The organism is Nannocystis sp., from assembly GCF_016714285.1.
Taxonomy (GTDB): domain Bacteria; phylum Myxococcota_A; class Polyangia; order Nannocystales; family Nannocystaceae; genus Nannocystis.
Genome location: NZ_JADJNN010000009.1, coordinates 192,572 through 219,457, shown reverse-complemented (window position 1 = coordinate 219,457; position 26,886 = coordinate 192,572). Strand labels below are relative to the sequence as shown.

The window sequence follows — 26,886 nt, the reverse complement described above, 5'->3', positions numbered from 1 at the left end:
GTTGTTGGCGTCGGTTGGTTCCACTGGATCATCTCTGCTGGTTCTTGTCTCGCCCCTCCTGTGGTTTATCGGTCAAGGCGACAACTTTGCTGAGACTGGGGGACCTGGCCGAATGGGCATGTCCCTTGCGACACACGCCGAACCGTGCGAGCGGTCGCAGCGCGATCCGACGGACATCGTGGGGCACGGCTCTGCGGGACATGGCTCATGCATGGCGCAGGGCACCAGCGCTCGGGCGCCCGTGTCCCTGGGCACCGACACCATGGCGCGCCCCCAGGGCTGGTGCGGTCCGGCTTCTCGGCCACGCCGACCGCACCGTCCTTGAGCGGAGGCTTCGCTTGCCGGAGGGCCGGAAGAGGCCTCGACCGAGTCCGGCGTAGACCCGGGAATCACCCCGGCGACGGTGTGTCAGGCCGTGTTTGAGGGCGAGGCCTCTTCCGGACATCCGGCAAGCCGGGCCTCCGCAGGCGCCAAGCCGGACCGCGCCGGCCCGTCGGACAGTCGTCCGCGTTCACGGCGGACCGCAGCGGCGCGCCGGCCCGTGCGACGTCGTCCGCACAACCGAAGTACGAGCGGCCGCCCAGCTCACTGCAGCGTCGGCCCCACGTCCTTCGAGACCGGGCCAGTCGGTCCGTCCTCAGGCGGCACACGCCGATCAGGTCGCTGATATCGACGCCGAGGGTCGAGCAGTCCTCCTCGTTACCCCAGCGAAAGATCGGCCCGCCCCCGGGCACCGATACCGGGTCGGCGCCGGGGGTCGGTGAGTCGTCGCTCATCCACACTGGCCAGCTCGCGCCGTCCAGCCCCTCCTGGGCCACGGAGTCGAAGCCTGCGACATTCTTCCAGGTGTCCCAGGCGATCCCCGCGGCTGTCTCATCGGTCAGGTCCGTGCAGACGATCGTGACGCAGACCCCGAGCACCTCCTCGCCGATCGTCATGTACAGTGGTCGCCGGGGCGCTCCACACCCGTGCGAGCCCCACGCCGAGTAGACCACCGGGTGCGTCCCCTCGACGCTCGAGCTCGGCTGATCGTAGGCGCCGCCGAAGCTGTGGGCCGGTGAACCTACTGCGGCGTGAGGTGTCGTCCGGCTGGCGCACCAGGCGGACGGTGATGTGCTCCCAGTCGCCGACGTGGTTGCCCCAGATGGTGTCGACCTCGACTTGCCGCGGTTGTGGGGTAATAGAAGAAGGTACACGAGGTCGACGATCGCGCTGCCCTTGTCGGCGTAATAGGCGTACACCGGCGCGCCGGCGGGGTCGCCAGCGAAGAAGGGCAGCGTGTCCGACGGGCTGTCAGGGCCTCCGTGCTACGGATCAGTGGGCGCCGTCGCCGTCGGGGAAAGCGCGTCATGAAGGGGGAACGCGAACTCGACGGAGGACGGGAAATATGCCTCGTCGGGTGCGGCCCTCACCCGCGGGGCGTAGGTGACGAGCGCCTGCATGCGTGGATCGGCCGGGGGGCGGGTCGCCGCTGCTGCCGCTGCTGCTCGCGTCGCCCGTCGCGTCGCCCGTCGTCGGCGAGCTGGCGCCGCTGGTGACCCCAGCCGTGCCCTCGCCGCTGTCCGCGGCCGTCGACGAGGGGACACTGGACGCGTCGCTCGCGGCGCTCGTCCGGAAACGCCGGACGAGGACGATGTGGTTGCCGGGACAGCCGTCGTCGATCCGCCGTCGTCGCCACCCGAACACGCCGCGAGCAGCGAGGAGGCAACGAGGTGCGGGCCGACCGGGCGTAGTTGTCACCCGGGCGAGGATACCAGGCGCATGCGACCGGTGGCTTCGGGGCGTCGGTGGGCGAAGCTGCCCGTGCACGCTGCCGCGGCGGGCCGGGCCCGGCGGCCCGATCAGCGATTCTCGTAGCGGCCGAGAGCGAGGGCCCGGCCTCGACCGGCCGATCGCGGCGGTAGAGCTCGACCAGGCGATCGCTCGTGGGCCAGAAGTCGGCGTCGGTCCGGCGCACGCCGAAGCCGACCTGCAGCGCCGCGTAGTCGGCGGCGCTGCGCAGCGCCGCGACCTGGGCGACGAACTCATCCAGGCGGGCGCGCTCGACCACGTAGAACGCGTTGGGGTAGGTGCCGATCAACCCGCGTACGACGGTCAGGGTGTCCTCGTCCGGGGCCCGCCGCTCGTGCTCGCCGAAGGGCGAGGCGATGTTGGTGTGGCCGTCGTTGCGGAGGATCGTGAACACCTCGGCGCCGGCTGGCGCGTCCGGGAGGTACAGGAAGGCCGTCTGCGGGAGCCAGCCCGCCGTGACCCCGCGGACCGTCGCCAGCGCGCGCAACGATGTGACCACCTCCCCCGGGATCCTCGGGTCGCCGAGGCCGCGGCTGTCGTCGCGGACGGCCGCGAGGTGCTTCGATAACATTCGATATAGCTCTTGCTTGGGTTCGTCGCTCGTGAAGGGGATCGCGCTGTCGACCTTGACGGCGGACAGCTCGTCGACGATATCTCGATAGGCTCGCTCGCGGGTGTCGCGGTACCAAGATTGCCGCTCGGCGGCCCGCGCAGCTTCGCCGGCAGAAGGGGTCAGGAAGGTGAACTCCGCCTCCATCCGCAGGAAGTCCATGTACGCGCGGGTCGCCATCTGGTGGCCGACGTTGCCGTAGACATCGAAGCCGGCCACCAGTAGATAGTGGATCCGCTCGAGCAGCGGATAGCCGAGCACCCACACGGTCTTCGGCCCTTCGCCGACCATGCCCTTGACGACCGAGGCGCTGTCGAAGTGGCGAAACACCGTGAGCGCCGCGTTGGGGTTGTGGCCGTCGCCGGCCCACAGCAGGTCGAGGGTGACCTTGCCGCTGCCGGCGAGGTCCTCGCGCAGCGCCCGGCCCCTGGCGGCGGCGTAGGCCTTCTCATTGCGCGATTGACGGATCCAGGTGACCAGCGGCGGCGCGTTCGAGCTGGCCTCGGCGGGCAGGCGCAGCGACTCGGCGTGGCGGTAGAGGAATTCGGCGTCGTGCAATTGCGTCTTCGCGTCTGGGTCGACGAAGAACACCCAGAATTGGTCGTCGATCACGTTTAGCGCGATCGGCCCGCGGCACACCGCGCCCTTGATGAATCCCATCATCGTGAACTCGGACTCGTCGAGCATGAAGCGATAGCGCGAGGGCACCGGATCGCCCGGAATGCGACGAATGGGTTCGAGGCGACCTCCGGCGCGTAGCCGGGGAGCGCCGACCGTGTAGTCGGCGTCGTGGAACAGGGCCTGCCACCGCTGCATGCGCGCGGCGTCGAGGCGGTACGGCAGGTGGAGCTTGGCGACGATCGCCTCGCGCACCGGCTGGAGGCGATAGTAGGGCCGGGCGACGCCGGGATCGTCGTAAGGGCGGCGGGTCGCGATTCGATCGATCGGCTGGCCCGGCGGCGTGCGCGAGCGGACCAGATCGAAGTAGACCGGCGCCGTGGTGACCTCGCCGTCGCCGAAGTACAGGTGCGCGAGGAACAGGTGCTCGTAGATATAGCGACTCGCTAGCCGGGCCTTGAACGAATCCTGGTTCAGGAAGGCCTCCCAGGCCGCCACCTCGGCGACGAGCGGCTGCGCCAGCGGGGGCGGCGGGACGTGCAGGGCCCCCTCCGCGAGCCAACGCGTGACGATCTCGTGCTCGCGCGGGCTCAGGCCCGGGAGGCCGTAGGGCATGCCCCAGTCGGGGTGCTTGCGGGCGTGGCGACGCAGCTGCGCGATGGTCGGGCACTGCTCGTCGTGGCGCAGGCGGAGGTCGACATCGTCGGGGAGCAGGGTCCCCGGCGTGACCGGGTTGTCGCGCTTGAGCTCGAGCAAACGGTGGAGCAGGCCGGCGTCGCGGTTGACGCTGCGGGTCTGCGCGCGCTCGTTGAGCACGGGATGAAATTTCTTGCTGCGCCAGGCCGCGGTGGTCTGCGCGTCCTCGAAGAGCCGGGTGAGGTCGGCCTGAAACAGGCGCCTCGCGTCATAGACGCGTTCCTTGCTGGCGCCGCGATCGATGCCCTCGGACGAGCCGAGCTTGAGCTGACAGGGGGCGTCGTAGCAGGCGTGGCAGACGACGCAGCGCGCCTCGAGGATCGGTCGCACCTCGGCGGCGTAGTCGATCGCACCGGCGGGCAGGCGCAGGGCCACCCGGTCGCGCACGCGCTCGTCGCCGTGGCGGCGGTCGAGGCGCAGCTGCTGGTAGGCGGAGCAGCCGACCAGGCCGACCGAGCTCACGACGAGGCCGAGGACCAGCGAACGGGCGAGGAGACGCATCGGACGGCGACAATGACACATCGAGACACGAAACAGGGCGAGCGGGCGCGAGGGACGCAGATCGTTCGGCGCGAATGAGCGATTGCCGCCGCCACCGCCGCGGTATAAGTCCCCGGCATGTCCAGGCGCGCCGAGCTCGATCCGGACCAACCCGCGAGCATCACGGGCGCAGCGGCCCTGGTCTGGCACCTGCAGTCGGCCGAGCAAATCGCCCAGGCCCTGGCGACCGACCCCGCGAGCGGCCTGACCGAGATCGAGGCCGCGAAGCGACGCGAGCAGTACGGCGCGAACATCCTGGCCGCGGCGAAGGGGCGCTCGCTCGCGGCGATCCTCGTCGATCAATTCAAGAGCCTGATCGTGGCCCTGCTGGTCGCGGCCACCGTCCTCGCCTTCGTGCTCGGCGAGCACATCGAGGGCGTGGCGGTGCTGGTCGTCATCCTCGTGAACGCGGCGGTCGGCTTCCTCACCGAATGGAAGGCCGAGCAGGCGCTCAGCGCCCTGCAGCGGCAGTCCGTGCCGACGGCCCACGTCGTGCGCGACGGGCTGCAGCACGAGCTCCCGGCGGCCGCGCTGGTGCCCGGCGACGTCGTGCTCATCGCCGCCGGCTCGCGGGTGCCCGCCGACGGGCGCGTGGTCGAGAGCGTATCGTTGCAGGTGGCGGAGGCGGCGTTGACGGGAGAGTCGCTCGCGGTCAGCAAGACCGTCGATTCCGTCGCCGACGCCGACGCCCCGCTCGGCGACCGCCGCAACATGGCCTATCTCGGCACCGCGGTCACCCACGGGCGCGGGCGAATGATCGTGACGACCACCGGCATGCGCACCGAGGTCGGACGGATCGGGAGCCTGCTCGACGCCGCTGGCGGGGGCAAGACCCCGCTCGAGCGCAAGCTGGCGCAGCTCGGCCACGCGCTGATCGGGGTCGTCCTCGTGCTCTGCGCGGTGATCGTGCTGGCGGGCTGGCTGCGCGGCAACGGCTTCCTCTACATGCTGGAGGTCGGCATCTCGCTGGCGATCGCGGCCGTACCCGAGGGCCTGCCCGCCGTCGCAACCATGACGCTGGCGCTCGGCATGCAACGAATGGCGACGATCGGCGCGCTGGTCCGCCGCCTGCCCGCCGTCGAGACGCTCGGCTCGACCACCGTCCTGTGCACCGATAAGACCGGCACCCTGACGCGGGACGAGATGACGGTGCGGGCCCTGCAGCTCGGCCCCCGCCGCATCGAGGTGTCGGGCACGGGTTATGCCACAGTCGGAGAATTCACCGAGGGCGGGCATATCATCGACGCCCGCGCCGACCCGCAGCTGGCGCTGGCCCTCCGCGCCGGCGCGCTGTGCTCCGACGCCACGCTCGACCTCAGCGGGGCCGCGCCCGCCGTCCTGGGCGACCCGACGGAGGGTGCCCTGCTGGTCGCGGCCGCCAAGGCCGGCATGAGCAAGCACGAGCTGGCGCGCGAGCTGCCCCGGATCAGCGAGCTGCCATTTAGCAGCGAGGCGAAGCGGATGGTGACGATCCACCGCGGGCCCGACGGGACGGCGATCGCGCATATCAAGGGCGCCCCGGCCGTGGTGCTCGACGCCAGCATCGCGGTATTCGCCGCGGACGGCGTGCGACCCATGACGCCCGAGCTCCGGCGGCAGGTGCTGGCGGACAACCTCGCGCTGGCCGGGCAGGCGCTGCGGGTGCTCGCATTGGCGTACAAGGAGCTCCCGGGAGATTACCGCGCGGAGGAGCTGACGGGCGGGCTGGTCTTCGTCGGCCTGGTCGGCATGATCGACCCGCTGCGCGACGAGGCCAAGGTAGCGATCGAGACCTGCCGGCGCGCTGGCATTCGCATGGTGATGATCACCGGCGACCAGGAGGCGACGGCCGCCGAGATCGGCCGCCAGCTCGGCCTGGACCGCGATCCGCAGGGCCGCCCGCTGCGGACCGTGCACGACCGCGAGCTGCAAGGCCTGGACGCGAAGGGCTGGCAGGCGATCGCGGCCGAGGCCGGGGTGTTCGCCCGCGTCTCGCCGGAGCACAAGCTGCGGATCGTCGAGGCGCTGCAGGCCGGGGGCGAGGTGGTGGCGATGACCGGCGACGGGGTCAACGACGCCCCGGCGCTGAAGCAGGCCGACATCGGCGTGGCGATGGGGATCAAGGGCACACAGGTCGCCAAGGAGGCGGCGGCCATGGTGATCACCGATGATAACCTCGGCACGATCATCGGCGCGGTCGAGCAGGGGCGGGTGGTCTATGCCAACATCCTGCGCTTCGTCCATTACCTGTTCTCGTGCAACCTGGCCGAGATCCTGGTGGTGTTCACCGCGCTCATGATCGGCTGGCCGCTGCCGCTGGCGGCGCTGCAGATCCTGTGGCTCAACATGATCACCGACGTGTTCCCGGCGATGGCGCTGGCCCTCGAGCCGTCGAACCCGGACGCGATGCGACGACCGCCGCGCGACCCGCGGGAGCCGCTGGTGACGCCGCGCTTCGTCGGCCTGATCGCCTGGCAAGGGGCCCTGCTCGCCGGCGTCACGCTGCTGGTGTTCGCGCTCGGGATGCGCTGGTACGGCGCGGCGGGCCCGGGTCTGCGCCACGCGAGCACCATGGGCTTCATGACCCTGGCGCTGGTCCAGGTGTTTCACACCTTCAACGCCCGCTCGCAGCACGGCTCGGCGTTCACCGCGAGACTGCTGACAAACGGCTGGCTGTGGGCGGCGATCGCCACCTGCCTGCTGCTCCAGGTCGCGGCCGTCTATGTGCCGATCCTGCAGGCGGTATTACACACCACCCCGCTCACCGTCGCGGATTGGGGGGTGGTGCTCGGCCTCTCGCTGGCGCCGGTCGGCGTGGTCGAGCTGGTCAAGCTCGGCCAGCGCGCCCGCAGCCGGCGGCTCAGGAGTTCTTGATCTTGTCGCCCGCGTGCTTCAGCGCGTCGCCGGCGCTGTGAAGCCCGTCGTGGACCTTGTCGGCGGCCCGACCCGCGAGCTCACGCGCCTTGTCAGCGGCGTCGGACATGGCGTGCTCGCCCTTGTGCACGGCCTCGGACGCGGCGTGGCCGACCTTGTGCGCGGTCTCCTTGGCGACGTGACCGACCTTCTCGGCCTTCTCCTGCACCTGGTTCTTGAGGTGCTCTGCGTTCTCGGCAACATTGTTCTTGGGATTCGTCATGAGATTCTCCGGTCGCGGCCCATCGCCGCGGCTCGCAGGACCATGGCCGCGATCGCTGCAGGCGCAAGTCGCCGCCGGACGCGCACCGCGGCTGAGCGAGCGAGGTGGCCGCGAGTGGACCCCCGACGCCTCGGGAACGGGCTACTGGGCGAAGCCGACGCGCTGGATGAACCAGAACAACCCGGCGACGACGATCGCCGCGGAGATCCAGCGCGGGCCGCGGGCGCGCTGGTACGCCGGTCGCGCGCCGAGCCAGGCCAGCAGCGGCAGCACGAGCGCGAGGACCAGCAGCTGCCCGGCCTCGACGCCGAGGTTGAACAGCAGCAGCGCGGCCCCGACGGACCCGTCCGGCACGCCGATCTCGGCGAGCACCCCGGCGAAGCCGAAGCCGTGGATGAAGCCGAAAGGCAGGGTGATCCGCCAGCGCCCGGCCGCGTCGGCGACCAGGAAGTTCTCGACGCCGACGTAGGCGATCGAGAGGGCGATCGCCGGCTCGACGAAACCCGGGTCGGGGCGCCACACGCCGAGAGTGGCCAGCGCGAGGCTCAGCGAGTGCCCGATCGTGAAGGCGGTGACGACCGCGATCAGCGATCGCAGGCGGCCGCCGACCACCACCAGGCCGAGCAGGAACACGAGGTGGTCGGTGCCGATGAGAATGTGCTCGACGCCGATCTCGAAGTAGGCGCGGACCGACGGGGCGGGCCGGGCCACCGGGGCCATCGCGTCGACCGGAACTTCGGCGCTCGCCGTGGCGGCGCGGCGGTGCAGCACGAGATCGGCGAACACCTCGCCGTCGACCCGCGCGAGCTGGGCGAGGTGGCGGTGCCCGGGCTTCAGCTGCTCGAGCACGGGCAGGCTCACGGCCAGGCGCCGCGGCTCACCCGGACAGGTGAAGCGCATCCGCATGCGCGCGCCGTCCTCCTCGGTCAGCGCCGCGTCGATGAGCTCACCAGCGCAGGGCCGATCGTCGCCCACGAGCACCACACCGGCGGCGACCGGCTGCAGCGCACCTGTCCCGGAGGACAGCTCGGCGTCGGTGAGGGCGCCGTCCTCGTCGACGTCGAGCGCGGGCACCAGGCCGAGCAGCTCGGCGCGAGCGAAGGTCAGCTCCCCGGTCACCTCGCGCCCGTGCACGGTGTACACGCCGCGAGACAGGCCGACCTCGTGGGCCTGCGCGACCGGGGTCCACGCGAGGCAGGTCAGGCCAAACGTGAGGCCAAACGTGAGACCAGTCCTGAGACCAATCCTGAGGCCAATCCTGAGGCCAGTCCTGAGGGACATCGCCATTGCGGAGCGTCGGCTGGGACCTGCATGATGGGACATTCTCTGCGCCGTGGCCGGGATGGTACCCGAATCGCGTACAATGCGGCATGGCCGTCCGGCGCCGCGACTGCTGTCTGCTCCTGCTCGCGCTCGCGGGCGGCTGCCCGGAGGACTGCAGCGACGGCGACGGCGACGGATCGTATGTGAGCAGCAGCGGGCGCTGGAGCTTCAGCACCGCGGCGCTGCAATTCGACCCCTGCGAGCATCCAGGCGGCCCTGGCATGCAGGAGCAGGAGGCGCTGCTGGCCGGGACGCGCTGGTGCCCCGAGATCGCCTGCGACGAGATGCTGTGCGGGGCGGCCCCGGACGCGGAGGTGCTGGCCGCGTGCTACCGCGCCAGCGTCGATGGCCCGGCCCAGGCCGACGGCGCCTGCCTGGTGCTGGAGGGCGAGGGCGAGGTGCTGTGGCGCTTCGAGCCGCAGCCCTGCGCCGTCCCTGGCGTGTTCCCGCCGGAGCAGCTCGCGCTGCGCTCGGCGGCCGCGCCGGCGCTGCGCGGCCGCCTGGTCTCGTACCTCGACACGATGTCCCGCAAGTACCTGTCCGCAGAGACAGGTGAGTTCCCGACCGGGCTCGAGCCGGCCGCGGACGCTGAATTGCTGAAGCTCGCCGCCGACCAGCCCGTGCACCTGCTGATCGATCTGCGGGTCGACGATCGCCGGGTGGCCTGGCCGGCCGAGGGGGCCGCGATCACGGTCGATACGCTGCGCGGGGCGGCCCCGGAGGTCGAGCTCGGCGAGCGAGCGACGCTGTTCCTGCGGGTCCCGGCGGGCAGCGAGGCGGCCCTCACCCTCACCCTCGAGGACGCGGTGGTCTCGCTCGGACGGGTCGTCGGCGTGCCGTCGGCGGCGCTGGCGGAGCTCGAGATCGTGGTGGGCTACGGCCGCAACCCCGACGACGGCTCGCGCATGCCGATCGGCGCGCGGGCGGTGGTCCGCGACGGCGAGGGCGACCTGGTCTACGGGGCGCGCGCCGAATGGGAGGTCCTGGACGGCAGCTTCCCGCTGTCGCCGATCCCGTATTACCGTGAGGATTGCAACTACGACTATATCGCCCTGGTCGACAGCGCCGCAGCCGAGGACGAGTCGGCGTGGTGCTTCACCAACCCGAGCAGCGGGGCGCGCAGCTACACCGGCAGCATCGCCGCCCGCGTCGCTAACTTGCACAGCGATGTCGACCTCGCGTGGACCGCCGAGGTGCCGCCGCCGGGCGGCTTCGGCGACCTGTTCGCCGGCGCCTTCGCCCGCGCGAAGCCAAACCCGCACTGCCAGGGGCCCGGCTTCGCCGACGTCGCGGAGGGCTGCGGCTGCCGCGGCGACCCGCGTGGGGGCGAGGTGCCGGCGCTGCTCGGCCTCCTGGCCCTCGGGACAGCTCGTCGCCGGCGCCGCGAAGTTTGAGTGGGAGCGTGATCGAAGATCGTCAACGCCCGGTGAGCGCCCGCAGGCGCTCCGCGTGCGGCCGCAGCGACTCCCACACGCGCCACAGGTCGGCGGGGAAGCGCCCGCGCTCGCCCGCGGCGAAGCCCGCCTGCGACCATTCGACCCAGAAATAACAGGACACGCCCTCCGGCAGGCGTCCGGCGCGGCAGACCGCGGCCAGCTCGGTGCAGCGCTCGGCGACGTGGCGACACGCGAGCTCGACGCGCCACCCGTGCAGGTCGGCGTCGGGCTCTGTGGGCGGACGCGCGGCGAGCTCGACGAGCGCGGCGACCAGCGCCTCGGCCTCCGCGGGGCCCAATGTATGGTGCCAGTGAAAGGGCAACCAGCCGAGCTGGTTCCACTCGCCCGGGCCGATGGTCAGCGACTCGTAGCGAGCGCCGCAGACGGGCACAGCGTCCCAGAAGCGGTGGGCCAGCGCGCCGACCACCAGGCCCGCGAGCGGCGCGGGCGGGTCGGCGCCGAACAGGCGGCGAACGATCGCGGACTGCATCGTCGCCGGGTCGCTGCTGGCGTGCGGCCCGGGACAGGGCAGCGGCGTGCCGGCCACGAGCAGCGCGTCGCACAGCCCGCCGGGCAGCGGCAGACCCCACGCGAGGTCGGGCAGTCGCACACGCTCGACCAGGCCGCGCGACACCCTGCTCTCCCACAGCAGCTCGTCACCGACGACCCGCCAGCGATCGGCGAGCGCGCGCATCGTCGCACCGCCAGCGAGGCCCAGCGACGCGACGATCGTCCGGTGCTTCTCGCGATAGACCACCACGACCTCGTCGGCGCCGAGGCGCAGAAAGCCGACCTCACAGCCGAAGTACGGATTATAGGTCTCGACGGTCCACGCCAGCGCGAGCGCCCCGTCGACGGCGACCCACAGCGTGTATTCGACCTCGTCCCAGGTGGGATCGCCGCGAAAGCGACGCTCGACCCAGACGACACGCCGCGCATCGACGGCGCCAGCGATGATCGTGTGCTCGTGGCCGTCGACGGCCAGCCATTGTCTGGGCCACCCGAGCCGCGCGCAGGCCTCGTCGACCGCGGTCTCGTCGTCGCCGTCGTGCTCCCACGCGTCCTTCATCGCAGGATGCTCGCACGCGGGACGTACGCGAACCAGGCCCTGTATCGCGGGCGAGCGCCGCCCGGGGTTGGTCGTCTCCTCGCTTGCAGGGTTTACAGCGCCGGCGCGCGGGTATATGTCCGGGAGCATGAACCTTCGCAATATCTCTTACATGCTCGCGGCCCTGCTTCCGCTGAGCGCCTGCGGCGACGACAAGTCCGAGAGCACGGGCGGCGCCTCCACCGGCGCGGCGACCGAGGCCGGCTCGGACACCTCGGACTCGGGGACGACCGCGCAGACCAACCCGACCTCGAGCCCGACCGAGGGCGGGAGCAACAGCGACAGCAACAGCGGGACGACGACCGCGCCCGGCGAGACGAGCGACGCCACCACGGCCGACGCCACCACGGCCGACGCCACCACGACCGGCGTCACGACCATCCCGCCCGACACGACCACGGACACCACGACCGGCGGCGGCGGCGGCATCCCCGAGGCCTGCGCCGAGGCCTGCACGACGCTCGGAAAGTGCGACCCGAACGCCCCCCCACCTGGCGAGTGCACCGCCTCGTGCATCGAGGACACCACGCCCGCGCCCGACGCCCCGCAGGAGTGTGTGGATGCGACGCTCGCCTTCATCAACTGCATCGCCGGCGGGACCTGCGACGACCTCAACAACCCGGACTTCTGCGCCAAGGAGCTCGCCGCGCAGGACATGCTGTGCGGCGGCGGCGGGGCGTGCGAGCCCACCGGCGGGGCGGGCATGGGGATGTGCTCGCTCGGCGAGACCTGCCCCGACTACAAGCACGAGATCGTGTGCGGCAAGCAGGGCTGTCGCTGCTTCGAGGACGACGTGAACGTCAAGATGTGCCCGGCGATGGACATCTGCGCCCAGGGTCAGGACGTGCTCCAGGCCTTCTCGCTCGAGTGCTGCGGCTGGTGAGCGGCGGCTCACCCATGCCGGGCAATCGCGGGGTGGTCGAGGTTTGCGAGCACCACGGACTCCTGACCACCACCGCCCTCTACCACGGCCTGGGCAACCTCCCGGAGCCCGCCTTCCCACACCGATTCTGCTGACCCCTTACACCGCAACATGGCCCATCAGGCAGCTATGCTGCCCACAAATTTGCCGGAGGAACCGGAATTTCGGCGACGGTGGCACGCTGGCGGCGTGGCCACGGGTTCGGCCCCGTGGACCCTTGCGGGCGCCTGGCCTTGCTACCGGCGTTGACACGCGGCGGCCAGGCCCCGTAGCGTCGCGCCATGCTCCGTTTCGGCCCGGCTTTCATGCTCCTGCTCACCCTCGTCTCCGCCTGCGGTCCGGGCACGGACGACGCCACGAGCGGCGGCTCGGGCGACACGACGCAGGGCCCGTCGACCACGGCCGCGACGGAGACCACCACGCCGACGACCAGCGCGAGCACGGGCAGCTCCAGCAGCGCGAGCGACGCGACCACCGCGGCCACCGGCGACATGGGCTCGACGAGCGCGGCGACAGCGGACACAGGCACGAGCGCCGGCTCGACCGGCGATGGGACGACCGGGGTCGATGTCGGGGACTTCGAGCGCTTCAAGCAGTCGTCGGCCGCGGGCCCATGTGCGCCGAACGCCGATTGCGACGGCTTCGTCGAGCTGCTCGCGTCGCGCAAGCTGCGGGTCGAGACTTTCGGGGAAGTTGGCAACCCGGTGGTCGAGGCCGATGTGTCGGAGGAGGACTTCCTGGCGGCGGTCGCCGTGTTCGCAGATCCCGCGCTGGTGACCCTGCTCGACGGCCCCGACCCGGCCTGTAATCCGCCGACGGACATCTTTGAATCGATGCTCCTCGATCTCGGCGGCGTGACCCACGACACCTCGACGACCTTCTGTGATCAACCGCCGATCGCGGCCGCGCGCGCGATGGCCGGGATGCTCGCCGCCAAATATGTCCCGTGATCCGGCCGCAGCTCACTGACAGGTGCGCGGTCCGAGCGGCAGGGACGGGTCGCTGGCGAGGCCGAGCTGCAGGGTGTCGAGGTGGTGGGTGCCGAGATAGAAGTGCGACTCCTCGGGCGTCCCGCCGATGTGCGCCAGATTGCCCGGCCCGGTCTCGTAGCCGGCGGCCACCACCACGGCGCGGGTGCCATTCGGGTCGCGGAGGATCATCCGCGTGCCGCGCTCGGGCCGGGCGGCGGCGGTCCAGTACATATTGACGTACCAGCCCTCGTCCAGCGCCGGAAACAGCGATGGATCGCCGATGCCGGCGCCATAGAAGCCGCCGCCCTCGAGCGGCGCCCACACCTGATCGCGGTACATCACGAGGCCGGTCACCGACTGCGAGAGCGCATAATGCTCCTGCAGCTCCTCGGTGGCGGTCGTGGGATATGGCTTGGGTTCGTCCTGGGTGACGAGGTGGGCCTCGCCGACGATCGGGCCGGTCGCGGGCATGGCCAGGTGGTCGCCGCCGTCGCCGACCCGCGGCATCTCGCCGACCTCCATGTCGCAGGGCCCGAGCGAGGGGACGATGAAGCCGATGTCGATGCGGAACGCGCCGGAGAGCGGGACGCCGTCGACGGCGTAGGTGTCAGCCACGATCCAGTGATCGCCGGCGGGCACGTCGGCGCTGGCGTGCCGGTCCCCGCGGCTCAGGCAGCTCGCCGGGTCGAGGGCCGAGAGGATGTGCACGTCGATGTCAGCGTCGGCTTCGGCGTACACGGCGGCGCTGAGAAAGCCCGCCTCCGGGACGGTCACGCGATAGACGATCTCCGGGCCAGATTCATCGGTGTCGGGGGCGCAGGTGTAGGCGGTGAGCGAGCTCTTGCCCTCCATGCTGGTGTCGCGCTCGTCGCTGAAGGGGAAGCTGTCGACGCAGGTCACGTCGGGCGGGCACAGCGGGAGCGCGTCGCCGGTGCTCGCCGGCTCGGCCGTGGTCTCGGCGGTGCTCGCGTCGGTGGTCGTCGGTGTGGACGTGGTGGACGTCGACGTCGATTCGCCGGGCTCGCCGCTCTCGCTGCTGGCGGGCGCGAGCATCGTGCTCCCTGTGGTCCCCGGGCCCGCCGTGCCGGTGGTGTCTCCCGTGTCCCCGTGGCAGGCGACGACGAGGGCGAGCGGGAGGATCTGCGGACGAACGCGCGAGAACATGCCGCGATTGTCCATGCCCGCGACGCGGCGTCAATCACTGAGTTGGCGGCCTCGACCCGGTTGCCCGACCGGTTATCCGGGGTTAATCACGCAGGTATCGAGGATCGTATTGACGGCGTCCTGGAAGAATGTGTTGAACTCCGGGGCGCAGACCGAGCCCTTGATCCCGCGCGGGCCGAACAGGGCGATCATGTCGGCCCAGTGCTTTCCGCCGCCGCCGCAGCCGACGTCGCCGGGGATCAGGCCGAGCATGACGATCTTGTCGACGTCGCCGCCCTTCGCCGCGACGACCGCGTCGTAGGTCTGCTGCGCGGTGTTCATGTCCTCGACGTTGGCGTCGTCGCTGATGAAGGTGACCACGAGGATCGCCCCGTCGCGCAGGAAGCCCTCATTACAGGCGCCGGGCGCCAGCAGGGCGGGCGAGACGGCCTCGACCATCCCGTCCATCGGCCGCTCCGACCCGTTGCCGGCGGTCCCGACCTTGGCGGCGCACTGGAAATTGCTGGTCAGGGCGAGGTCGTCCCCCAGGAGGTAACGCTTGCCCGGGTCGAAGTCGCAGGGCATGTTGCTCGCGAATTCGCCGGCGGGGTGGACCACACCGGCGCCGCGGGTGGTGTCGCACTCGGAGAAGATGTCCTTGCAAGCGTACTTCATCTGCGCCTGGCAGGTCGAGTGTGTGCATATACCCGGCGCGCAGCGGCCCTCGGCGTCGGTGTCGGCGACCATGATGTGATAGTCGCTGGTGGGCAGGGTGTTCTTGATCGTGTCGATGAAGCCTGGGAAGGCCATGGTGAGGGCCGTCTGTTCGTTCTCCATGGACACCGAGTTGTCGATGACGAACAGGAAATCCACCTGCTTGCAGCCCTCGGGCCCGACCGCCGTGGTGCCGGTGCTCGCGGACACGCCGCTGTCCGTCGCGTCGGTGGTGCTGGCGCCGCTGGTGCTGGAGCTCGTGGGGGCATCGGTCGTGGAGCCGCTGGTCGTCGGCGGCTCCGAGCTGCTCACCGGCTCGCTGCTCGCGTCGGTGAGGCCGCCGGTCGAGCTCGTGGGGCTCTGGGTTTCGCCGGTGCTGCCGGAGATCGTCGACACCGATGAACCGGCCGTCGCGCTCGTGTTGGCGCGACCATCATCGCCGCAAGCCACGAGCAGGACCGCGAGGGCCGCCACACAGGAGAGGCTCGATCGAAGGGGCATCATGCCCGGCACTGTACGCCAGTCCGCACGCGCCGCGAAGCGGGGGCCCGAGGCCTCGCGGGCGGTCACGGGCACCGGACCCGGGCTGGTACCTCGGCACGCAGGATCTGAACGATCGGCAGCGCGGACGACGGGGCGCCCAGCCGAACCGCACCGGCCCTGCGACGTCCCTCGCGTGGCCTCGCGCGGCGCCGCGGTCACTCGAGAAACACGATGTCCTGCGGCTTTCGGCTCAGCTTCAACACGCCGCCGCTCACGCTGATCAGCTCGTCCAGCCGCAGGAACTGGCGATCGCTGACCGTGTATACATAGGGGTTGCCGCTGTCGAACAGTCGCCCCACGTCCAGCACCTCGAGGGCAGCGTCGGACACGTCGCCCCCGCTCCAGTAGGCCTTCAGCGCCGCCAGCCGCCATGAACGCAGCAGCTTGCGAAACAGGTAGGGCAGCAGCGCCACGCTGCCGTGCAGGGCGGTCAGCGTCGGGATCGCGACCCCGACCGCGCTGGTGTCCACGGCCCACACGCCGCGCTGCGCCTTCTGGGCCGCGCCGACCGCCGTATTCAGCTTGGCCCGCAGGGCCGTGGCGAGGGTCATGAAGTAGTACGGATAGGCGAGGCCAGCCGCCAGCATGCGCGCGTTGCAGCTCTGCTTGACGAGCGCGGCCAGGGCGGCCTCGGTCAGCGTTTGACCGTCAGCCAGCGCGACCGAGCCGGGGAAGATCCACCCGAGGACCCGCCCCTCGCGCTCGACCGCGTTGGCGACCACGACGATCTCCACGTTCTCCTGGAATTTCGCGGCGACGACGACGCCGCCGACGGTGACGCGGTTCAGATATCCCCACGCGTGCCAGTCGGCGTTGGTGACGTCGATCCCGAGCATTCCGAGCAGGGTGTTGGCGGCGCCGCGGCTCAGGTCCAGGCGCTGCTGGTGATTGCCGGCGCTGGGCTTGTTGACGCCGACCGGCGCGGTCGCCCCGGGCGGCTTGGGGTCGCCGACGGCGGGCTGGAAGTGGGTCTCCAGCGCGTCGATGCCCTGCAGCCGCACATCGACGGCGCCGTTCGTGTTGGCGTCGAAGCTCACCGCCCCGGGAGCTCCGTCGGGGCCGGGCAATGCAGCGATCGCGGCGCTGTTGTGCGGCTTGAAGGCCAGGGTGTCGCCGTCGGGCTTCAGACCGACGGCATGGATGTATCCGCGAAAGACACGAAAGGTACGGGGCATGAAGATCGATCTCCAGACGTGGCGGTCAGGCGGGAACTGTACAACTTCCCGGCGCTTCGTGGCGTGGCTGCGCAGCGCGGGAACATGGACGCCCGCGCGCGGTTCCGGCACACTCCCAGCATAATGCTCCTCACGCAGCTGGCCGAGAATCTGTGGATGCACGAGCGCCCGCTCCGCTTCTGGGGCCTCGAGACTGGGACACGAATGACGATCGTCCGGCTGCATGGCGGCCTGTTCGTGCATTGCCCCGCGCCGCTATCGGCCGCGCTGCGGACGGAGGTCGACGCCCTCGGCCCGGTGCGGGCGCTCGTCGCGTCGAGCCTGTTTCATCACCTCGGCGTGCAATCGTGGATCGACGCCCACCCGCACGCGATCGCGTGCGCGTGTCCCGGGCTCGAGCGCAAGCGCAGCGACCTGCGCTGGGATCGCGTCCTCGGCGACAGCCCGGAGCCGGAGTGGCGCGGCGAGCTCGAGCAGGTGTTCTTCGCCGCGCGCACGATGGAGAACGAGGTGGTGTTCTTTCATCGGGACAGCCGCACGATGATCTGCGCCGACGTCGTGTTCAACCTCGCCAGACACCCGTCGCGGCTCACCCGGCTGGTCGCGTTCCTCCTGGCCAACCGTGAGCCCGGCGCCACCTGGCTCGAGCACCTCATGATGCGCGACCGCCAGGCGGCCCGGGAACAGATCGGCCGGATGCTGGCCTGGGACTTCGACCGCATCGTCCTGTCCCACGGACCGATCGTCGAGGCGAACGGGCACGAGGTCCTGCGCCGCGCCTACGCGTGGCTGTGACCGACACCGCCGCGACACACGCTGTGATAGGCTCCCCGAGTGACCAACACCACACACTTGCTGTCGAGGCTGTGGCCGGTCGCGCTGTACGCCGCGGTCGTCTCGTTGATGGTTCTGAATTGGCAGCGTGACCCCTTCGACCCCGCGCTCACCGGCACGGCCAGCTATGGCCACAATCACGACGGCGCCCTGTCGCAGATGGCCCTGTGGGCGCTCGCGGAGCTCGTCGCCCTGCATCTCGTGCTCGCACCGGGGGCGCCCGCCGCGGGCAGCTGGCGCGCCGTAGCAGCCCTGCTCGGCTTTGGGGTGTGGACCCTGTTCTCGCTGATGATCACGATGCACGCGGGAGGCATCGTCGCCCTGCACGCGCTGTGGCTGATGGCCGTCGACCTCGGGATCTTGGTGGTGCTGATCGCCCGCGCCAGGCGCCGCCTCGCCGGCTGATCGCCAGCGACGAACGCACCGGCTTCACGCTCGCGTATTCGTGGCATGAACACACCGACGCCCGCGCCGCGTGCCGGACTCCCGACACGCGGTGCGGACGCCGAGCTCTGGTGACAGCGGCGCTGTCAGCCCCGCTGCGCGAGGTACCAGGCGCGCGCGCGGGCCTGCACGGCCTTCTCGACCTGCGCCCATTGCAGGCCCGCCGCGGCGAGCTCGGCCGTCGACTCCTTGCGGACATCGGCGACCAGCCAGGTCAGGAACTTGCCGGTGTCGCGCGGCGAGGCCACCCCGCCGCACACCGTACCGAGGCCCTGCTGCAGGCGCCCCTCGCCGACCATGAGGGCGACGAATTCCTCGACCGAGGCGACCACCTCGGTGTCGACCTGAACGGCCTCCTTCGTGCCGGCGCTGCGGTGCTTCTCGCCCTTGGCCTTGAACATCAGCGCGGCGAGCCCCGCGGGGTCGACGGGCGCGGGCCCGCCGTCGACCTCGATGGGGTAGAGCACGAGGCCCTCGCCCACCCCCGAGACGCCGAAGCTGCGGCGGACCCAGGGGTCCTCGCGCTCGACCTCGGCGACGCGGAGATTGAGCGCGGCGACCTCGGCCTCGAGCTGGGCCCGGGCGCCGAAGTCGAGGGTGAAGGGCTCGCCCTCCCAGGGTAGTACGTGCATTTCGGCGGGGGCGGCCGCGCCATTCGCCACAGCGGGCAGCAGGGCCCGCAGATCGTCGGGTTCGTGGACGACGCGCTCGCCGTCGCGGACCGCGAACACGACGAACAGCTTGTTCGGCGCCTGCGCGACCGCCACGCCGCGCTCGACACCGGGGCCGCACCATTCGCCGAATACGACGAGACCGGGCCGCAGGCCGCGAAAGTACGCGGTATGGGCCTGGGCCCACGCGGCGAAGCCCTTGTAGTCGGCCTGCGGCGTGAGCATGGTGGTGCGGCTCTGGGCCGCGATGCCGTCCGGTCCGACCTGCACGGCGCAGTTGGACCCGTGCAGCTTGACCTTGGCCCGGTAGCGCACCACGGGGAAGGCCTGCCCCTCCTCGTTCAGTGCGGTGAGCAGGCGAACGACGTTGTGGAGCAGCTCGATGCTCGCCCAGGCAATGTGCCCCATGGGGGACACAGCCGGGACAACAGATTCAGTTTTGGACGCAACCATGGCCGAAGCCTTCGTCTTTTCGCCCTGCGAAGTTACAGGACGCCGCCAGCGCAACGCGCAGCCCACTCATACCAGCAGGCGACGGGCCCTGGCAATGGGAATGTCGCGAGCGGGTCCGCGCTGGTATCGTCGCGGCACTGTGACCTCCGCGACCTCCGTGACGCCCATCTTCACCGCCGTGCTCCTGCTGCTCGTCACCCTGCTGGCGATCAATGTCTCGGCGCTGCGCATTCGCCTCAAGATCAGCCTCGGCGACGGCGGCAACAAGACCCTCGGCAAGGCGATCCGGGCCCACGCCAACGCGCTCGAGCACTGCGTGCCCTTCATCCTGCTGCTGCTGTTCCGGGAACAACAGGCCGGCTGCACACGCGAGCTGGTGGCGATCGGCGCGGCCTTCGTGCTCGCGCGGGTGGCCCACGCGGCCGGTATGCTCGGCGGACCCTTCGGCCTGCGCCGCCTCGGCGCCAGCCTGACGATCGTGCTCGAGCTGTGGCTCACGCTCGCGCTGCTGCGCAGCGCCCTCGCCTGATCAACGCCGACGCCGCCGCGTGAGCGCGAGCCCGAGGAGCAGCAGCGCCGCTCCCCTGCCCCGCTCGCCGGTCTCACGACAGCCGCAGCCGTCGTCGACGACCACGCCCTCGCTGCCGCTGCCGCTGCTCTCGCCCGCCTCGCCCGTGCTCGCGCCGCCCGGCCCGCTGGTGCCGGGACCGCTGGTCGGCGTGTCCGTGTCGCCGCCCGTGCCACCGCCCGTGCCGCCCGTGCCCTCGCCGCCGGTCGTCGGCGCCTCGCCACCGGTCGACGCTCCGACGCCGCCGGTGCTCGCCTCGCCGCTGCTGCTGTTGCCGCTGCTACCGCTGCTGCTGCCGACCTCGGGCGTGCACACGCCGCCCTGACACAGACCGCCGTCGCAGGGTGTGTCGTCGGGCTGGCCACCGTCGGGCGGGCACTCGAGGTCGACGCCGTCGCAGCTCTCGGGCGCGTCGCAGCTGCCTGGCTCGGCCGCGCGACAGACCATGTCGCCGGAGACCGGTCCGCAGCTGCCGTCGATCGCGGCGCCCTCCGCCACGCTGCACGCCTGACAGTCGTCCGGCGAGCCTCCGCCGCAGGCGCCGTCGCAGCACACACCGTCGACGCAGTGCAGCCCGGCGCAGTCGTCGTCCTGCTCGCACGGCTCGCCGTCTGGGGCCTTCGCGCAGGCCTCCCCGAGATCGAGGATCGTCAGCGTGCCGGTCAGGTTGTTCGAACGCGACGGCAAGTAGGCGCGCGCGCTGTTCGGCGCAAACTCGACGACGTACGCGGTCTCGGCCGGCGTTGCGAAGCTGGCGATCTTGGCGTGGCTCACCGGGTCGAGCGCGTAGATCGAGGCCTGCAGCGGCGCCGGCACGATCACGGCGCAGCCGCTGGGCGCGAACACCGACTTGCGCGAGGTCGCCAGGAAGCGAGCGACCTGGCCCTGGGTGTCCACAGTCTTCACGAGGTCGAGGGTGGCCGCGTCGAACACCCGCAGCTGCCCGCTCTGGTAGCCGTTCTCGAACGCGTAGACCGTGGCGCCGTCGGGGCTCAGGTTCACCGCCTCGCCGTACTGCGGCAGCACGACGCTGTCGACGACGCTGTCGCTGGCGATCTCCAGCTTGCTGAGCGTCGTCGTGTTGGAGCCCGAAGTGTAGAGATACGCGCCGTCGGGCGAGATGCGGGCGTCGGCGCCAGCGTTGGCCAGGAAGCCGACGCCCACGCCATAGTTCTTGAGCAGCTTCAGCGCCGGCGCGTCGAAGGCGGTCACCGCCTGCGGCTCGCCGAAGCCGTTGCCGCCGTCGTTGGAGGTGACCGCGTAGACGCGGCTGTCGTCGGGGGTGAGAGCAGCGGGGGTGAGAGCAGCGGGAAGGTGGCGAGCACGGAGAGGTCGCTCAGGTCGAACACGCGGGCCGTCTTCGAGTTCGAGTCGCGCGACCACAGGCGCGACGAATCACCGGTGAACACCGCGACCGCGCTGCCGACCCCGGGCACCGTGTCGATCACCATGTCGACCGCGGTGTCGATGAAGACCAGGTTGTCGACGTAGGTCGCGTGGACCAGGATCTTGCCGTCCGGGGCCATGTAGAGCTGGCGCGGCGAGGAGTTGTCGGCGCCCTGGTTACCGAGATCGATCACGTCGACGACGGCGTTGGTCGCGGTGTCGATCACCGCGATCGTGTTGACGCCCGGGTTCTTCGCCTTGACCAGGCTGACGTACAGCTTGGCGCCGTCGGGGGTGATGGCGATGCCGTCGAAGGGCGCGCCCGGCAGCGGGACCTGGGCGAGCAGGGTCGGCGCGGCGGCGGCCTCGACGGCGGTGAGATTCAGGGCAGCGGCGCACAGGGCAGCCACGCGCGGTGACACGATCGTTGGCACGGCAACCTCCTCACTTCGGGGTGACGATGACGTCGCTGAGGGCGCTCGCGCTGCCGCCCGCCGGGTACGCGTACGACGAGAAGCTGTCGAGACCCCAGACCACGAGGCCGAAGGGCCCCTTGCTCTCGGCGACGTGGTGGCCGTTCTTGCAGCCGTTGACGCCGATGTCGGCGCGCACGAGGTCGACGGTGGTGACCTCGAACACGCCGTCCTGCCCGACCGGCTTCCAGCCGCCGATCTCGCCGAGGCAGTCGATCGTGACCGGGGAGAACACGTCCGCATGCTTGACGCGCGTGAGCACGAGGTTGGTGGTCGCGTAGGTCGGGTCGGTGAAGAACGCGTAGCGCTGGAGGAACTGCGCCGGCGGCAGCACGATCACGAACTCCTCGTCGCCGAGCAACATGCCGAAGCCCGGCGCGGTGGCCCCGGGACGCGAGCCGCCCGGGAGGTTGGCGGTGTCCATCAACTGTGACAGCGCGAACGGGTGCTTCGGGTCCTGGCTGCGCACGCGGAACGCATCCTTGGTGGAGATGTCGACGACCTGCCCGCGGGCGAGCATGGTCGGCGCGCCGGGGATCGCGGGGTCGTAGACGAGCTCCGTGTCATCGACCACGCCGACGAAGCGATACTCGACGTCCTCGGGCGCGAGGTCCTTGCGCCGGGTCTCGTAGGGCGCCGCGACGTACTCGAAGCCGAGCGCCGTGACGGCCAGGTTCTGCTGGTGCGCCGCCTCGCCGCCGGGCGCCGGCACCGGCTGCAGCCGCAAGAAGCGGCTGCCCGCGTACAGCCCCACCGGCTTGTCGCTGAGCAGCAGCGAGCCCGACGGGTCCTTGGGCGTCTGGGGCAGCTCCCACTGCAGCACCTCGCCGGCGCCGAGGTCGAAGGCGACGATCTGGCCGGCGGTGACACCGAGGAGGTTCGGCCCCGCGAGCAGATCGGCGGTCGGTTGCAGCTCGACCTTGGTGCCGTCCTCGAGGCCGACGATCTGCAGCCACATCGGTCCGGGCGGCTTGTGCGTGCCAGCCGGCGGCGCCATCGTCACGTAGTTGAGGCCCCACACGCTGGTCGGGAACAGCAGCTCGGCGCTGGGGAAGTGCGAGCGAGCGCCGCCGAAGGGCAGGATGTCGTACGCGGTGAGCGGGATGTCGGCCGAGATCACGAAGGCCGCGCCGCGGCCCGAGCCCTTGATCACCGTCGAGGCGTCCACCGCCGGCTTGACCGGACAGCTGAGCTTCACCTGGTTCTCCGGCATGATCGAGTTGGGGTCGCTCGACAGGAACAGCACCCCCACCGAGTCCGCAGGCACACCCTCGGCCGGCAGCGGCGGCCAGTCCTTGGGCGCCACCCCCGGCGTCGCCAGGCGGGCCGCGCTGCTGATGTCGAGCGCGACGCCACCACGCTTCAGCTCGATCTTCGCGGGGTAGCCCCAGGTGTTGGCCAGGAACACCGCGAAACAGGGCGGCAGCGCGGGCGGGTACGCCGGCGGGGTCGGGACGATGAAGGCGCAGCCGAAATTGGCCTGGCTCTGGGCCGCGGCGTCGCAGGCGTCGATGCACATGGCGTTGGCGCAACCCTGGGTCGGTCCGCACATCTCCAGCAGCTCGCCTTGACCATTCACCACCGCGTGGAGATCGGCGCTGCACAGCTTCTCTTCCGGCGGATCGCCGGTGCTGCCGCTGCTCTCGCCGCCTGTGCTCGCCCCGCTGCTGCTGTCGCTGAGCGACACGGGCGAAGTGGTGTCGCCGGTGTCCGGGCCGGTGGTGGTCAGGCTCGTGGACGAGTCCGTCGCGCTCACGGTCGCCGTGGAGCTGCTGGCGCTGGCCTGCGAGTCGCTCATCGACTCGGTCCCGGTCGGGACGAAGCCGGTCCCACTGGCTTCGGTGGGCGCGCTGCTCCCGGTCTGCGGGTTCGTCCCCGTCGAGCCCGCGCTCTCGCTGGCAGCGGTGCCGCCGGTGCTGTCACCACAGGCCGCGACGAGCAGACCGCCGCTCACAGAGCCGATGCCAAACCAAGTTCCAAGCCCACGAGATTGCATCCTACCCTCCCCATCCCGATCGACCGCGCGCTCGCCCGGTCCACCGCTCCTGTATGCGTCGATCGGAGGTCCGCAGTCAACGACCCTCAGCCGCGCAGCAGCGATCGCGCCCTCGCCCCGAGCCCCTACACATGCACCATTCTCCGTCCCGCGCGAGTCCGCCAGCGTCTCGGGGCCGGCCCGTCCGCCGGCCCATCGCCCCAGGCGGCAATCTGGGGCACCGAGCAAGCGCATGCGGCGGATGAGCATGGGTGCCGCGGCCCGTCGAGCAGCCGTCGTGCATCACCCCACGACGAGGCGAGCCAACCCGCATCGTCGCACCCCTGTAATTCGCATACATCGATCATGACTATCAGCCGCGCGCTGGAATGGCGACGGATATGCTTCGCGGCACGGCCGTCCCCATGCATGGGCCGTTGTCCCCCGAGTCGAGCGGCCGCCCACCTCAGGTGAACCCGGCCCCGGACGCCGCTCGTCGCCGGGAGACGGAACACTCAGGCCGCGAGGGTGGCGACCGGCGCGGTGGCGACGGGTTCGGCGGCGAGGAACTGGCCGGGGCGGCGCGTCCACTCGAGACCGAGCTTGATGATACGTCGCTTCATCGAGTGACGGGTGATGCCGAGGAGTTTGGCGGCCCCGACGAGGTTGCCGGCGGCGCTCAGGGCCTCGACGCACAGGCGGCGCTCGTTGCTCGCGAGGTTGAAGGTGTCGAGGGTGATGGGCTGGGTGACGATCTGCATGCCGGTGGTGTGCCACTGCTGCTTGGTCTGGTGGAGATCGAGCGGCAGCCGGCGACGCGAACGACATGGGGGGTCAAGTGCAACGCCGGGGTTTTTGGCGATCGTCGGGGCGCGCGAGCGCCTGCGCCACCTCGGCCACGATCTCACCCGCGACGAGGTCGAGGTCGAAGCGGTCGTCGGCGAGGGTGGGCGCGAAGCTCCGGAGCTCGTTGGGGAAGAGGCGGCAGAGCTGCTCGTACGAGATCTCGTCCTTCAGGCGGCGGTCGTGCATCCACGGAACGGCCGCGGGCTTGAGGCCGTACTTGGCGACCTTCTTCGCGGTTGCGGCGGCGCTATTGAGGAGAATGAAGGTCAGCGGCGGGAGCGGCAGGAAGAGGCGCCGGGCAGCGGCGTGACGGGTCGAGATGAAGCAGGTCGGCCAGCCACGATCCCACACAATGACGTCGACATCGGTGAGGCGCTCACGGTGTGCCTGCATACGCCCGACGATCGTGGCGGCGGCACTGACCGGGTCGGCGTCCCACTGGGCGTAGACCTCACCCTCGCGGTAGACCGAGGCGCTCCCCACGAGCCAGCCGCGAGCCGCGAGCCGTTCCAGCAGCCGCGCCACCAGCGGGGTCTTGCCGCCGAAGTTCGTGCCGTCGATGACGACCTCGATCGGTACCATACGCATACTTCTATCACGCATCGATCGACGCCGCGGAGCGAGATGGTGGCGTCACTCTCGGAGGGACGCGAGTGCAGCCTTCAGCCCGCTTTGATCACTGCGACCAGGGGCTGTAACTCGCGCAGGCCCTGGGCGAGCGATGGGGGCTGGACGGCGTCGGTTGCCGCGGCCATGAGAGCGATGAAGCGGTCGACCGCGCTCTGACACTGGCTCTCGCGCCCAGGGCGCTGGGATAGGCGGTCGTCTCGTCGACGGGCGCACCCTCGAGAGCGGTCAACCAGGTCTCGATGTTGCGACGGGGGATGAGGATGGCCACGGCGTCCGAGGCACAGCGGGGCGCCAGGTTCTGGTTCGCCACTGCCTCGGCGAGCTGGTCGAGGGTCGCTGCCACGCTGCGCGTGTCGGCGTCGGTCAGCACGACCAGGACGGCGCGACGTTTGGCCTGGCGCACGCGGTGGGCCTCCAGATCTTCGGGATAGTGTTCGCGCACGTATTGCTCGCCGGAGCCGCGTCCGCGCGGGCTGTATTCAATGCGGAGGTCACGCTCGCCGATGCCCAGCCGGAGCAGGACGCGGCGGGCGAACAGCGCGTCCTGGAGGCCCTCGCACAGGACCTTGGCGAAGGCGCGACGGGTCAAGGTTCGACTCCCTCGGCGATCTGGCTCGAAGGAGCTTGCGGGCCCTCCATGATCTCGGCGAAGGGGCGCACGCGGGTGGGGCCGCCGTGCTCGCGGAAGAACCACACGCCGTGGTCGTGGGCGAGGCGGTCGATGAGCTCGGCGTTGTGCGAGATGAGCAGCGCCTGGGCTCCTCTGCTGGTGAGGGTCTCGTCGAGGACGGAGAACAACCAGGGCTGGAGCTCGCGCAGGGCGATGAAGTTGTCGGGCTCGTCGAGGCAGACCGTGGTGTCGGGGCCGATCAGCGCGTAACGGATGGTGTAGAGGGCGATGAGGGCGCGCTGGCCGTCCGACAGCTCGGCGAAGTCGAAGCTGGTCGCCGGCAGGCCGCCCGAAGGGCCGCAGCGCACGCGTAGGCGACCACGCTCGTGCAGGTCGCTGTCGATGCCGAGCTCCTCGAAGCCCGGGATGATGTCCTTGAGGGCGACGAAGGTGCTGGCGACGGTGCGGAAGTTGCGTTGCTGCAGGCCGCGGAACCAGGCGGCGAAATTCTGCAGGTCGTCGTCAGGGTGGGCCGCGCTCGCATCGCTCCACGGATCGATGTGCCGGGGATCAATGTGGAGCGTGTGGATCGCGGCGAGACGGCGCTTGAACCAGGTGAGCTTGGCGTTGATCGGGCCGGTGAAGATATTGCCGATGGGTGAGCTGGTCGGATCGGCCAGGAACGAGGCATTCGGCGCGCCGCCATCGGTATGCACGTTCAACTTTCCGTCTTCAAAACGCGCAACGACTCGATCATCGTGGAACAACGACTCGGACACGATCTGAATCGTGTTACCCGTGAGCGGGTGCGTGTCGTGGGCGACGATCAGCGTATAGCGATAGGTGCCACCATTGCCGGCGAGGTCGAGCTCGAAGCGCTGGCGCTCGCGGGCGTCCCAGCGAGTTCGACTGGAGGCAGGCAGCAGCTCCGCGAGTGGACGACGCGCGAGCAGCAGCCCCTTGAGCAGGCGCAGCACGTCGAAGATGCTGGTCTTGCCGGAGCCGTTGTCACCCAGCAGCAGGACCACGCCGCTGCCGAGCTCAACCGTGAAATTGACGAAGCTGCGCCAGTTGTCGACGTGAAGCCGCGTCAGCATGGTGGGCGTAGGATGCCCCGGGGAGCCGCTTCAGGGCAAGCGTGTGTCTACATGCTCTCCGCTGTAGCTTTCGGGCGGCGATGCGGGCGAAGGCGGGGGCGGTGCGGCGCTCGAAGGCTGCGGCGAGGGCGCGGGTGGCACGGAATGCGGATGTCGCGGAAGGTTTGGGCGATCTGCGGGGCACCTAGTGACGT

Annotated in this window: 22 protein-coding genes; 7 read left to right on the top strand and 15 right to left on the bottom strand. The window is 70.7% G+C overall.

Annotated features, from left to right (window positions below):
- Nucleotides 1–1,408: 1,408 nt before the first annotated feature.
- Nucleotides 1,409–4,216, bottom strand: coding sequence for a fatty acid cis/trans isomerase (locus IPJ59_RS17600; protein ID WP_293272585.1), 2,808 nt, complete (start codon nt 4,214–4,216; stop codon nt 1,409–1,411).
- Between the two features lie 117 nt (nt 4,217–4,333).
- Here IPJ59_RS17600 and IPJ59_RS17595 point away from each other — a divergent pair, with 117 nt between their 5' ends.
- Nucleotides 4,334–7,108, top strand: coding sequence for a cation-translocating P-type ATPase (locus IPJ59_RS17595; protein ID WP_293257163.1), 2,775 nt, complete (start codon nt 4,334–4,336; stop codon nt 7,106–7,108).
- Here IPJ59_RS17595 and IPJ59_RS17590 read toward each other — a convergent pair.
- Nucleotides 7,095–7,370, bottom strand: a complete 276-nt coding sequence (locus tag IPJ59_RS17590) for a hypothetical protein (protein ID WP_293257166.1) — start codon at nt 7,368–7,370, stop codon at nt 7,095–7,097. The genes IPJ59_RS17595 and IPJ59_RS17590 overlap by 14 nt on opposite strands.
- 141 nt (nt 7,371–7,511) lie before the next feature.
- Entirely contained in the window at nt 7,512–8,513 is a 1,002-nt protein-coding gene (locus IPJ59_RS17585; RefSeq protein ID WP_293257169.1) for a HupE/UreJ family protein, read from the bottom strand.
- Nucleotides 8,514–8,740: 227 nt separating this feature from the next.
- Here IPJ59_RS17585 and IPJ59_RS17580 point away from each other — a divergent pair, with 227 nt between their 5' ends.
- On the top strand, nt 8,741–10,087 hold the full coding sequence (locus IPJ59_RS17580) for an MYXO-CTERM sorting domain-containing protein (protein ID WP_293257172.1): 1,347 nt from the start codon (nt 8,741–8,743) through the stop codon (nt 10,085–10,087).
- 22 nt (nt 10,088–10,109) lie between these two features.
- On the opposite strand, the gene IPJ59_RS17575 is transcribed toward IPJ59_RS17580, so the two are convergent.
- Complete coding sequence (locus IPJ59_RS17575; protein ID WP_293272584.1) at nt 10,110–11,198, bottom strand: hypothetical protein; 1,089 nt, start codon at nt 11,196–11,198, stop codon at nt 10,110–10,112.
- 127 nt (nt 11,199–11,325) lie between these two features.
- Here IPJ59_RS17575 and IPJ59_RS17570 point away from each other — a divergent pair, with 127 nt between their 5' ends.
- Together IPJ59_RS17570 and IPJ59_RS17565 are read left to right on the top strand one after the other, a co-directional pair.
- Nucleotides 11,326–12,120: a hypothetical protein gene (locus tag IPJ59_RS17570; protein WP_293257178.1), complete on the top strand. Its 795-nt coding sequence runs from the start codon at nt 11,326–11,328 to the stop codon at nt 12,118–12,120.
- 320 nt (nt 12,121–12,440) lie between these two features.
- A complete protein-coding gene (locus tag IPJ59_RS17565; protein ID WP_293257181.1) occupies nt 12,441–13,109 on the top strand; it encodes a hypothetical protein in 669 nt (222 codons plus the stop codon).
- Nucleotides 13,110–13,121: 12 nt separating this feature from the next.
- On the opposite strand, the gene IPJ59_RS17560 is transcribed toward IPJ59_RS17565, so the two are convergent.
- The 3 genes from IPJ59_RS17560 to IPJ59_RS17550 all read right to left on the bottom strand — a co-directional run bounded on the left by IPJ59_RS17560 (nt 13,122) and on the right by IPJ59_RS17550 (nt 16,930).
- Nucleotides 13,122–14,294: a hypothetical protein gene (locus tag IPJ59_RS17560; protein WP_293257184.1), complete on the bottom strand. Its 1,173-nt coding sequence runs from the start codon at nt 14,292–14,294 to the stop codon at nt 13,122–13,124.
- Between the two features lie 72 nt (nt 14,295–14,366).
- Nucleotides 14,367–15,491 (bottom strand): hypothetical protein, encoded by a 1,125-nt coding sequence (locus IPJ59_RS17555; RefSeq protein WP_293272583.1) that lies wholly within the window; start codon nt 15,489–15,491, stop codon nt 14,367–14,369.
- A 194-nt stretch (nt 15,492–15,685) separates the two neighbouring features.
- Nucleotides 15,686–16,930, bottom strand: coding sequence for a thermonuclease family protein (locus IPJ59_RS17550; protein WP_293257191.1), 1,245 nt, complete (start codon nt 16,928–16,930; stop codon nt 15,686–15,688).
- On the opposite strand from IPJ59_RS17550, the gene IPJ59_RS17545 reads away from it, so the two are divergent.
- Nucleotides 16,910–17,500, top strand: coding sequence for a DUF4336 domain-containing protein (locus tag IPJ59_RS17545; protein WP_293257194.1), 591 nt, complete (start codon nt 16,910–16,912; stop codon nt 17,498–17,500). The two genes, IPJ59_RS17550 and IPJ59_RS17545, sit on opposite strands and share 21 nt — an antisense overlap.
- Before the next feature lie 39 nt (nt 17,501–17,539).
- The gene (locus IPJ59_RS17540; protein WP_293257197.1) at nt 17,540–17,944 is read left to right on the top strand and encodes a hypothetical protein; all 405 of its coding nucleotides are present in this window, start codon (nt 17,540–17,542) and stop codon (nt 17,942–17,944) included.
- 125 nt (nt 17,945–18,069) lie between these two features.
- Here IPJ59_RS17540 and IPJ59_RS17535 read toward each other — a convergent pair whose 3' ends face one another.
- The gene (locus tag IPJ59_RS17535) at nt 18,070–19,062 is read right to left on the bottom strand and encodes an RNA ligase family protein (protein ID WP_293272582.1); all 993 of its coding nucleotides are present in this window, start codon (nt 19,060–19,062) and stop codon (nt 18,070–18,072) included.
- 184 nt (nt 19,063–19,246) lie between these two features.
- On the opposite strand from IPJ59_RS17535, the gene IPJ59_RS17530 reads away from it, so the two are divergent.
- Nucleotides 19,247–19,636, top strand: a complete 390-nt coding sequence (locus IPJ59_RS17530) for an MAPEG family protein (protein WP_293257203.1) — start codon at nt 19,247–19,249, stop codon at nt 19,634–19,636.
- Here IPJ59_RS17530 and IPJ59_RS17525 read toward each other — a convergent pair whose 3' ends face one another.
- The 7 genes from IPJ59_RS17525 to IPJ59_RS17495 all read right to left on the bottom strand — a co-directional run bounded on the left by IPJ59_RS17525 (nt 19,637) and on the right by IPJ59_RS17495 (nt 26,692).
- The gene (locus tag IPJ59_RS17525; protein ID WP_293272581.1) at nt 19,637–20,887 is read right to left on the bottom strand and encodes a hypothetical protein; all 1,251 of its coding nucleotides are present in this window, start codon (nt 20,885–20,887) and stop codon (nt 19,637–19,639) included.
- On the bottom strand, nt 20,884–21,495 hold the full coding sequence (locus IPJ59_RS17520; protein ID WP_293272580.1) for a beta-propeller fold lactonase family protein: 612 nt from the start codon (nt 21,493–21,495) through the stop codon (nt 20,884–20,886). Before IPJ59_RS17520 ends, IPJ59_RS17525 begins: the two co-directional genes overlap by 4 nt.
- Nucleotides 21,496–21,505: 10 nt before the next feature.
- Nucleotides 21,506–23,488 (bottom strand): IgGFc-binding protein, encoded by a 1,983-nt coding sequence (locus IPJ59_RS17515; protein WP_293272579.1) that lies wholly within the window; start codon nt 23,486–23,488, stop codon nt 21,506–21,508.
- Between the two features lie 536 nt (nt 23,489–24,024).
- Nucleotides 24,025–24,270 carry a helix-turn-helix domain-containing protein gene (locus IPJ59_RS17510; protein ID WP_293272578.1) on the bottom strand — a complete coding sequence of 82 codons (246 nt, stop codon included), beginning with the start codon at nt 24,268–24,270 and terminating at the stop codon, nt 24,025–24,027.
- 73 nt (nt 24,271–24,343) lie between these two features.
- Nucleotides 24,344–24,937 carry a hypothetical protein gene (locus tag IPJ59_RS17505; RefSeq protein ID WP_293272577.1) on the bottom strand — a complete coding sequence of 198 codons (594 nt, stop codon included), beginning with the start codon at nt 24,935–24,937 and terminating at the stop codon, nt 24,344–24,346.
- 94 nt (nt 24,938–25,031) lie between these two features.
- Complete coding sequence (locus IPJ59_RS17500; RefSeq protein WP_293272576.1) at nt 25,032–25,574, bottom strand: hypothetical protein; 543 nt, start codon at nt 25,572–25,574, stop codon at nt 25,032–25,034.
- The gene (locus IPJ59_RS17495) at nt 25,571–26,692 is read right to left on the bottom strand and encodes an AAA family ATPase (protein WP_293272575.1); all 1,122 of its coding nucleotides are present in this window, start codon (nt 26,690–26,692) and stop codon (nt 25,571–25,573) included. The genes IPJ59_RS17500 and IPJ59_RS17495 overlap by 4 nt, the downstream gene beginning before the upstream one ends.
- Nucleotides 26,693–26,886: the final 194 nt, after the last annotated feature.

Bases quoted from the DNA above. Each gene is read 5' to 3' on its own strand.
- IPJ59_RS17600 (WP_293272585.1), bottom strand. From the start codon at position 4,216: ATGCGTCTCCTCGCCCGTTCGCTGGTCCTCGGCCTCGTCGTGAGCTCG.
- IPJ59_RS17595 (WP_293257163.1), top strand. From the start codon at position 4,334: ATGTCCAGGCGCGCCGAGCTCGATCCGGACCAACCCGCGAGCATCACG.
- IPJ59_RS17590 (WP_293257166.1), bottom strand. From the start codon at position 7,370: ATGACGAATCCCAAGAACAATGTTGCCGAGAACGCAGAGCACCTCAAG.
- IPJ59_RS17580 (WP_293257172.1), top strand. From the start codon at position 8,741: ATGGCCGTCCGGCGCCGCGACTGCTGTCTGCTCCTGCTCGCGCTCGCG.
- IPJ59_RS17575 (WP_293272584.1), bottom strand. From the start codon at position 11,198: ATGAAGGACGCGTGGGAGCACGACGGCGACGACGAGACCGCGGTCGAC.
- IPJ59_RS17570 (WP_293257178.1), top strand. From the start codon at position 11,326: ATGAACCTTCGCAATATCTCTTACATGCTCGCGGCCCTGCTTCCGCTG.
- IPJ59_RS17565 (WP_293257181.1), top strand. From the start codon at position 12,441: ATGCTCCGTTTCGGCCCGGCTTTCATGCTCCTGCTCACCCTCGTCTCC.
- IPJ59_RS17560 (WP_293257184.1), bottom strand. From the start codon at position 14,294: ATGTTCTCGCGCGTTCGTCCGCAGATCCTCCCGCTCGCCCTCGTCGTC.
- IPJ59_RS17555 (WP_293272583.1), bottom strand. From the start codon at position 15,491: ATGATGCCCCTTCGATCGAGCCTCTCCTGTGTGGCGGCCCTCGCGGTC.
- IPJ59_RS17545 (WP_293257194.1), top strand. From the start codon at position 16,910: ATGACGATCGTCCGGCTGCATGGCGGCCTGTTCGTGCATTGCCCCGCG.
- IPJ59_RS17550 (WP_293257191.1), bottom strand. From the start codon at position 16,930: ATGCAGCCGGACGATCGTCATTCGTGTCCCAGTCTCGAGGCCCCAGAA.
- IPJ59_RS17535 (WP_293272582.1), bottom strand. From the start codon at position 19,062: ATGGGGCACATTGCCTGGGCGAGCATCGAGCTGCTCCACAACGTCGTT.
- IPJ59_RS17510 (WP_293272578.1), bottom strand. From the start codon at position 24,270: ATGCAGATCGTCACCCAGCCCATCACCCTCGACACCTTCAACCTCGCG.
- IPJ59_RS17505 (WP_293272577.1), bottom strand. From the start codon at position 24,937: ATGGTACCGATCGAGGTCGTCATCGACGGCACGAACTTCGGCGGCAAG.
- IPJ59_RS17495 (WP_293272575.1), bottom strand. From the start codon at position 26,692: ATGCTGACGCGGCTTCACGTCGACAACTGGCGCAGCTTCGTCAATTTC.